We start from the raw sequence: 7,919 nt of genomic DNA, 5'->3' as shown, positions 1-7,919 counted from the left end.
GTCAGGCTCATAACCTGAAGGTCACAGGTTCAAATCCTGTCCCCGCACCCAAGGTTTTACCAGCATATCCCGTCCGCCATCAGTAATGCGCATGTATTTCTTGTGCGTGCTGAAGAAAGCCGTTCTTTCAGACCCTCATTGTTGATAAGGAAAGCATGCGCCCGCTGCGGTGCGTGATAGGGCCCAAGGCATGTCGGCGCAGACGCCCCTTGCACCTTTGAACGAGCATCTCGAGTACTGGCTGCGGACCGCGGCCAACCACGCCTCGTTCGTGCTCGGCCGCCGGCTGCGGGCCGAAGGCGTGACGACCGCCGAATGGTCGCTCCTGCGCGAGCTGCATGATGTCGAGGACATCATGCCCAACCGGCTGGCCAAGCGCCTGGCCCTGACCGACAGCGCCGTGGCCCGCCTGGCCGACCGCCTGGTCGCCAAGGGCCTGGTGATCCGGGACGTCAACGCCCAGGACGTCCGCCAGCATCGGCTCTATCTGACCCCGGAGGGCAGGGCGCTGGTTCCCGTGCTCGCCGCCCATGCCGAGGCGAACGAAGCCAAGCTTTTCAACCATCTATCCCCCGATGAGCGCCAGGTCATGCAGCGCGTTCTACGGGCCGTCGTCGAGCAGCGGCAGGGATAGCCGAGGCGAAGTCGCACACCGAGAAGGGGATGGCGCATGTCTAGCGTTAGCCAGGTGATCGACGCCTTCTCGCTTTTCTATGAGAGCTTGCGCCGCCCCGAATTTCGCAAGTCGTTCAAGTTCGATCACTGGTCGGAGCGGCAACTGCTGCCGCTCGTGCGGACGTTCCTGCTGGGTTATTTCGGGCCGCGCGCCGAGCCCGAGCGGATGACGGCCCTGCCAGGCAAGCTCACCGGCTTGGGGCGCTTCGATTTCATGGTCTACGACGTCGCCGTCGAACTGGCGGTGCGGCGGCCAGGATGCCCGCGCGCTGATGTCCTACCCGAGAAGAATGCCGACGAGGTCCGCAAGCTCCTGAAGCACCCGGGTCTCGGCGTGCTGATCCTCCTGGACTATTCGAGTTCGCCCCTCGCCGAGGACGACCTCCAAGGATACCGCGCCTTGCCAAGCCTGGGACGGGGCAACCACGCCAAGACCGCCTTCAGCGTCGCCTATTTCGCGTTGAACCAGGCGCCTATCCGGCTGAATGTCAGGACGTAGTCAACCGAGCGGCCTGGGCCTGGCCGACGGCGTTGGCGATCTGCTCGCGGCCCAGCAACGCTTAAGCTTCTGCCGCGTTGTGACGGCATCCCCTTTCGAAGACCAACTTGGCCCCGGCTCCCCGCCGGGGCCTTCTTTGTTCGGCATCGGGCGGAAGACTGTGACCGTGTTCCTATCGCCGCGCCTAGGCGCGGCTCGCGCCGGCTGCTTAGGCCGCGGCCCGTCGCAGCGTCTCGATCCTTTCGCGGGCGATCAAGCCGACGGTGTCCTGAAGCAGGGCGACCCGCTCTTCGAGCCAGGCCAGATGCTCGTCGGAGATCTCGTAGTGGGACGAATAGCGGGCCTCGACATAGGCGCGTCGAATGAGGTCGAAGCCCTGGCGCTCGAATTTGTTGCCGCGCGGCCAGATGCCGATCAGGCGGCCGTCCAACGCCTCGGCGCGATCGCGCAGCAGGTTCAGCCGATGGGTCTTGGCGCTGTAGAGTGTCAGGGTGAGGATCAGGCCGTGGTAGGCCTTCTCGGCGGCCTGGTGAAGCGAGAAAGCGGCCTCTTTCGGACTACCTTCGGATCGATAGAACTTGGCGCCACGTAGAAAGGTCGCCGAACCGCGAGACCACTCGTCGGCGTAGCCTTTGGTCTCGCTGTAAGCGTCCTGCGGTGAAAGGGCCTGCGGCGCCACGAACGGCGCGTCGCCGTCCTCGTAAAGCGTGATGCCGTCGCGCAGGATGTCGGTGAAGAAGTGGCGGCCCAGGCGCAGCTTCTCGTTCACGTCGTCGAGGCTGTGAACGATGAAGTTGGGCTGGGTGCGCAGGTGCTCGCCCGAGGCCAGGGCTTCCAGCAGCGTCCTGTCGGCCTTGTCCCAGAATTCCTCCAGATCGGTCAGGTCGTTGTGGTTGACCACGACCAGGATGTCGTAGTCGGAGAAGTAGCGCCCCTTGGGATCCTCGACCCAGTCACCGCGCGCGAAGCTGCCAAACAGGATGATCTTCAGCAGCTTGCCGCTCCGAAACCGCGGCATCGTCCGATGAGCGATCGCTCGCGCGAAGCCCGCGCGCAGCGTCTCGACCACGAACTCCAGTTCGCGCCGTTTGGCCGATGGCAGATGGGCAAGGGAGGTCTTCATCGAGGGCGTGGGAATCAATCAAAGGTTGGCGGCGAAGGCGTGCGAAACTAGAGTCTAAGGCCAAGGCCGCCGAGCGCCTACCCGTTGAAATTCAGGGGTGTGAGCAACTCTGTCACGGGTCCGCCCCGCCTGAGCGCGCCTGAGCGCGTCTGACGCAACGCGGCCGGCGACGTGGCCTCTCGGATCTGGAGGTGCTTCTTGTCGAAGCTATGACCGAGCTTGAACCTCGGCAGCTCGCCGCTGGCCAAAGCGCGCCGTCCGACAGTTCAACGCGCGCCAGCTAAACGAGACCCGGTCGAGCACATATATGAGAAGCCAGCGCCATCCCAGTTTAGTGTGGGCACACAAGACTTGGGCTCTGGCGCAACGTCTTATCTCAAATAGGGTTAAGCTTCGAAGAACTCGGGAGATAAATCTTGACCGACGATCGAAAGACCTTGGAGTTGGCTGCCGGGATCGTAGCGGCCTATGTCGGGAACAATGTGTTGCCGGTCCGCGACGTGCCGGACCTGATCCGCGCGACGATGCAGGCGCTGGCCAGTGTCGGGTCGGCTGAGAGCGCCGCGATGGCAGCCGTTGCGCCCAAGGCCACGGCAAGCCAGATCCGCAAGTCGATCACGCCCGACGCCTTGATCAGCTTCGAGGATGGCAAGCCTTACAAGACGCTCAAGCGCCATCTGTCGGTGCTGGGGCTATCGGTTGAAGCCTACAAGGCCAAGTGGGGCTTGCCCGCCGATTATCCGACGACGGCGGCCAACTACAGCGCCGTCCGCTCGGAAATGGCCAGGTCGTTGGGTTTGGGCGCCGGTAACAAGCGTCGTGGGGGCAGGGCGCGCAGCGCCAAGGCCTAGTCGAGCAAGTCCACCGCTTGCCTGCCGTGCTGGGCGCGATCTTACCGATCGCGCGCCGACGCGGCGGCGATGGGCGGGCGGCTAGCGCGCGCCGTCGGCCATGGACCGAACCAGATCGAGAATGTGGCGGCGCACATTACCCTTGGCGATCTTGGGAAACATCTGCGCCAGCTCCAGCCCTTCGGGCGTCGCCAAGAAGTCGGTGACGACGCGGTTGGCGGCGTTAGCGGCTTCAGCACCATCCTCGTTGGCGGAGTCGGGGAGGCCATCGAAGAAGTAGGACACCGGGACCTGCAGGATCTTGGCGATCTCGTAGAGTTTCGAGGCGCTGACGCGGTTGGCGCCGTGTTCGTATTTCTGGACCTGCTGGAAGGTCAGCTTGAGCGCCCCGGCCAGCTGCTCTTGGGTGACGCCGACGATCTTGCGCCGCATGCGCACACGCGCGCCCACATGACGATCGATGGCGTTGGGCGTTCGAGTTTCGAGGGCGTCGGTCATAAAGCCTCCTGGCGCCGGATAATGCACTAAGGCGCGAACAACTTCGCTGTCGGGAAAAGGATGCAAGCTTGACCCTTTAGCGCATTGCGACAGGCGTTGTTGCAGTTCTTGGTCAGGGTTGAAGCCTGCCGCTCGGCGGTGGCGTACGCCGCGCGGCCGGCCGCAGGTCCCCCACCAGACGGCCGGCTCGGACACGTCGCTCCCGACGGCGCCGCGCCCGTTTGCGCGCCTACAGAGACGAGAGAAATCGAGATTTTTGGGGCAAGGTTCCAGGGCCGCCGCGGGCCTGACGGGTCGATCGGGAGTGTGGGGCGGGGTCGGGGTCGGCCACGTGGCGCGTCGGCGATCGGGGCCTTGGCAGCCATGTGTCGGCCGGCTCCGGATCCACGCGCCAACTTGACCGTTTGGGCGAGCCTTGGAGGATGCAGCTGCTCGGCCGCGATCGATGGCGCGCTCGCCGCGCCGTTGAACCACGACGTGCGCCTCGATGCGCGCGCATCGCAGATAGCCTAACCTTACTAGGGGAACGAACCCATGGGCGCGGTGTTGATGTGGGCGATCGCGAAGAGCCCCCGACTTCCGGCGATCCCTCAAGGCCCCGGCGTACGATGCGCCGGGGCCTTTTCATTTTCTGAAAGCTTAACCGGAACAAGCTCGACTATGGGGAGTTTAGCTCCCGAGGCGGTGTTGAGCTCACCCCTTTGCCCTCACCGTATCGACTGAGCCCCCGGCGTTCGGAGAGAGACGTCCGGGGGCTTTTCATTGATATCGGCGCGGGCGCGCGGCTGAAGCCAAGCTCGCGGATCAGACGGGCAGGTAGGGGTGAATTGCGCTGCCTCAGCGAGAATCGGCATGTGAGGCGCTATGGCTCGCCACAGGAACTAGCCAACTGGCTTGCCGCCGAGAAATTTGAGGCCTACCCGCCTCGGCCGATGCCCATCCGCTGACGGCTCAATCGTCCATCCCGGAAGCGCTCTCTGATGCAGCGGCCTTCCGCAAGCTTCGGAGCTTGGCCGGCTTCTTCGCGACCTTGGTATTGGAATCGCGCCAGCGATCGCTTTTGGAACTGCCTAGACCAGGACCTGATCGAGCGCAGCAACGATGCGATCGATGTCACCTTCGGTCAGGCCTGCATGGGTGGGCAGGTTCAGACCGTCCGCGCCGCAAGCCTCGGCCTGGGTCAGGTCGCCGGTGGCCAGGTGGGCATAGGGCGGCATGATGTGCATCGGGTGGAACACCGGGCGGCTCTCGATGCCCAAGGTGTCCAGATCCTTGATCACCTGGTCGCGCGAGGTCGTGAGGCCCTCTCCCAGGCGCACGGTGTACATCCAGAACACGTGGCGGCCGGTGTCGGCGACGAATGGCTTGATCACCCGGTTTCCCAGGCGCGCCAGCTTCTCCTCGTACCAAGTCACGACCCGCTCGCGAGCGGCCAGGTGGTGCTCGACCCGCTCCAGCTGCGCCAAGCCGATCGCGGCCTGGATGTTGGTCATGCGGTAATTAAAGCCGACGACGGGGAACCAGTAGCGGCGGTTTGGATCCATGCCCTGGCTGCGGTAGAGCCGCATGGTCTTGGCCAGTTCGTCGTCGTTCGTGGTGATCATCCCGCCTTCGCCGGTGGTGATGATCTTGTTGCCGAAAAAGCTGAAGGTGGCGCAGTCGCCCAGCGAGCCCGACATCTTGCCTTTGTAGGTCGCGCCCACGGCCTCGGCCGCGTCCTCGATGACCATCAGGTTGTGCTTCCTGGCGATCTCCAGGATCGGGTCGATGTCGGCCACCTGGCCGTACAGGTGCACCGGCATGATCGCCTTGGTGCGTGGGGTGATCTTGGCCTCGATCGCTGCCGGATCGACGTTGAAGGTGCGCGGGTTGTTGTCGACCAGCACGACCGTGCCGCCGCAATAGGTCACCGCGTTGCACGAGGCGATGTAGGTGAGGCTGGGGATGATCACCTCATCACCAGGACCGATACCCATGGCGACCAGGGCCAGGTGCAGGGCCGTCGTGCCGTTATTGCAGGCGATGGCGTGCTTGACGCCGCAGTAGTCGGCGAACGCCTTCTCGAAGTCGGTGATGAACCGGCCGCCGGACGAGATCCAGGTCGAATCCAGGCATTCGAGCACATAGTCGCGCTCGTTGCCGTCCAGGCTTGGAACCGCGACCGCGATGCGGGGCAGATCTTGCATCATGTCTTGTCTGGACCTCAGGGGGCAGGGAAGGGGTGGCTAGTTCCGCGAGCGCCGCTGGATGTCGGCTCCGACCATCTCGGCGATCAGCTCTTGCATGCTGATCTTGGGCTCCCAGCCCAGCTTTTCCTTGGCCTTGGACGGGTCGCCCAGCAGCAGGTCGACCTCGGCGGGACGCAGGAACTTCGGATTGATCGTCACGTGGTCCTGGTAGTTCAGGCCGACGCTGGCGAAGGCCACCTCGCACATCTCGCGGACCGTCCAGGTCTTGCCGGTGGCCACGACATAGTCGTCGGCGACGTCCTGCTGCAGCATCAGCCACATGGCCTCGACATAGTCCTGGGCATGGCCCCAGTCGCGCTTGGCGTCCAGGTTGCCTAGCTCGACGGTCTTCTGCTGGGCCAGCTTGATGGCCGCCACGGCGTCGGTGACCTTGCGGGTCACGAATTCGATGCCGCGCAGCGGGCTCTCGTGGTTGAACAGGATGCCGGCCGAGGCGTGCAGGCCAAAGCTCTCGCGATAGTTCACCGTCATCCAGTGGGCGTACATCTTGGCCACGGCATACGGCGAGCGCGGATAGAACGGGGTCTTCTCCGACTGGATCGGGTGCTGCACCAGGCCGTACATCTCCGACGACGAGGCCTGGTAGAAGCGCGCCTGCGGGCACTCCTCGCGCACGGCTTCCAGCATGTTGGTCGCGCCCAGGCCCGTGACCGAACCGGTCAGGTGCGGCTGGTCCCACGAGGCGCCGACGAAGCTCTGGGCGGCCAGATTATAGACCTCGTCGGGCTGCAGCCGGCGCATCAGGCGGGTCAGGCCGCCTTGGTCCAGCAGGTCGCCCAGCTCGAACTGGATATCGTTATAGACGCCGATCCAGCGCAGGCGGTCGCCGATCACGTCGGCCGAGGCCGAGCGGCGCAGCATGCCGTGGACCTTGTAGCCCTTCTCAAGCAGCAGCTTGGCGAGATAGGCACCGTCCTGGCCCGTGATGCCGGTGATCAAAGCCGTCTTCGCCATGGCCTCAAGAATCTGTCCGTAAAGAGAAGCGGCGCAATCTGGTGCATTTCGTCACCGCCAACAACCGGCCAGCCGTTAAACTTAACAGAGGAGATCAGAACATTTTCTGGCCAAACTGGTCGCCGATGCGGCGAGAATGTCTGTTCGACATGCACTAAGCGCCATGCCGCGAAAAAGGTTGGTTAACAATCCATGCGGGCGGTTGTCTAGCGAACGGCGATTTAGTAAAGGCTTTCTAAATCATCGGGCAAAGACCCGGGCGTTTACACTGGTGGGGACCACGTGCTTATTGCAACTAATCCGTCAGCGGATCAGCGAACCTGTGTCGTGAAGTCGTCGCCGGTCGCCAGAGATCCGCTCAAGCGAGCGATGGACATTCTGGTGGCGGGCAGCGCTTTGCTGTTCTTCGCGCCGCTCCTTGCGCTCGTCGCTGTCCTGATCAAACTGGAATCGCCTGGTCCGGTGATGTTCCGCCAGTCCCGCGGGGGGCTCAATGGTCAGGCTTTTACGATATTTAAGTTCCGCTCGATGCGGTGCCAGGAGAACGGGGCAAAGGTCGTCCAGGCCAAGCGCGACGACGATCGGATCACGACTGTCGGCAAGATCATCCGCAAGACCAGCATTGACGAGTTGCCGCAACTTCTGAACGTGCTGCGTGGCGACATGTCGATCGTTGGGCCGCGTCCGCACGCTCTGGCTCACGACGAGCAGTACGGCGCGGTGATCGCCAACTATCACCTGCGCTTCCGCGCTCGTCCGGGCCTCACCGGTCTGGCCCAGATCAAGGGCCTGCGCGGCGGCACCGGCGCGGTCGAGGCTATGGCCGCCCGGATCGATGCGGATAACGAATACATCGAGCGCTGGACGCTGGGCGGTGACGTTAAGATCCTGCTGATGACCATTCCGCATCTGCTGATGGCCGAGAACGCGTACTAACGTCCTTTAGACTGGCGCGATGCCTACAGCGTGGAGCGCCTTGCACTCCGCTCGCGGTGTCGCGCACCATTTCAAGACTAAGCGAGCTTTCGATGTTCTCCGCGCCCCGCGCCGATCTCGTTGCGAATACCGCC

At 63.8% G+C, this 7,919-nt stretch carries 8 protein-coding genes; 4 read left to right on the top strand and 4 right to left on the bottom strand.

The window, feature by feature from the left end; all coding sequences use genetic code 11:
* Positions 1–217 precede the first annotated feature (217 nt).
* Positions 218–634: a MarR family transcriptional regulator gene (locus J7528_RS23265; RefSeq protein ID WP_291879608.1), complete on the top strand. Its 417-nt coding sequence runs from the start codon at positions 218–220 to the stop codon at positions 632–634.
* Between the two features lie 54 nt (positions 635–688).
* Positions 689–1,174: a hypothetical protein gene (locus J7528_RS23260; protein WP_291879605.1), complete on the top strand. Its 486-nt coding sequence runs from the start codon at positions 689–691 to the stop codon at positions 1,172–1,174.
* Between the two features lie 208 nt (positions 1,175–1,382).
* Here J7528_RS23260 and J7528_RS23255 read toward each other — a convergent pair whose 3' ends face one another.
* On the bottom strand, positions 1,383–2,297 hold the full coding sequence (locus tag J7528_RS23255; RefSeq protein WP_291879602.1) for a HEPN domain-containing protein: 915 nt from the start codon (positions 2,295–2,297) through the stop codon (positions 1,383–1,385).
* Positions 2,298–2,713: 416 nt separating this feature from the next.
* Between J7528_RS23255 and J7528_RS23250 the strand changes: the two genes are divergently transcribed.
* Positions 2,714–3,148: a MucR family transcriptional regulator gene (locus tag J7528_RS23250; RefSeq protein ID WP_291879599.1), complete on the top strand. Its 435-nt coding sequence runs from the start codon at positions 2,714–2,716 to the stop codon at positions 3,146–3,148.
* An 81-nt stretch (positions 3,149–3,229) separates the two neighbouring features.
* On the opposite strand, the gene J7528_RS23245 is transcribed toward J7528_RS23250, so the two are convergent.
* The 3 genes from J7528_RS23245 to gmd all read right to left on the bottom strand — a co-directional run bounded on the left by J7528_RS23245 (position 3,230) and on the right by gmd (position 6,849).
* A complete protein-coding gene (locus J7528_RS23245; protein ID WP_291879596.1) occupies positions 3,230–3,646 on the bottom strand; it encodes a helix-turn-helix domain-containing protein in 417 nt (138 codons plus the stop codon).
* Positions 3,647–4,716: 1,070 nt separating this feature from the next.
* On the bottom strand, positions 4,717–5,832 hold the full coding sequence (locus J7528_RS23240; protein ID WP_291879593.1) for a DegT/DnrJ/EryC1/StrS family aminotransferase: 1,116 nt from the start codon (positions 5,830–5,832) through the stop codon (positions 4,717–4,719).
* Between the two features lie 39 nt (positions 5,833–5,871).
* Positions 5,872–6,849: a GDP-mannose 4,6-dehydratase gene (gene gmd / locus J7528_RS23235; protein WP_291879591.1), complete on the bottom strand. Its 978-nt coding sequence runs from the start codon at positions 6,847–6,849 to the stop codon at positions 5,872–5,874.
* A gap of 282 nt (positions 6,850–7,131) precedes the next feature.
* Here gmd and J7528_RS23230 point away from each other — a divergent pair, with 282 nt between their 5' ends.
* On the top strand, positions 7,132–7,785 hold the full coding sequence (locus J7528_RS23230) for a sugar transferase (RefSeq protein WP_291879589.1): 654 nt from the start codon (positions 7,132–7,134) through the stop codon (positions 7,783–7,785).
* The last annotated feature ends 134 nt before the right edge of the window (positions 7,786–7,919 follow it).

Origin of the sequence: Caulobacter sp., from assembly GCF_017744445.1 — a bacterium.
GTDB lineage: Bacteria > Pseudomonadota > Alphaproteobacteria > Caulobacterales > Caulobacteraceae > Caulobacter.
Note: the sequence above shows the minus strand (reverse complement) of the source record. Positions and strands in the feature narration are given on the sequence as shown.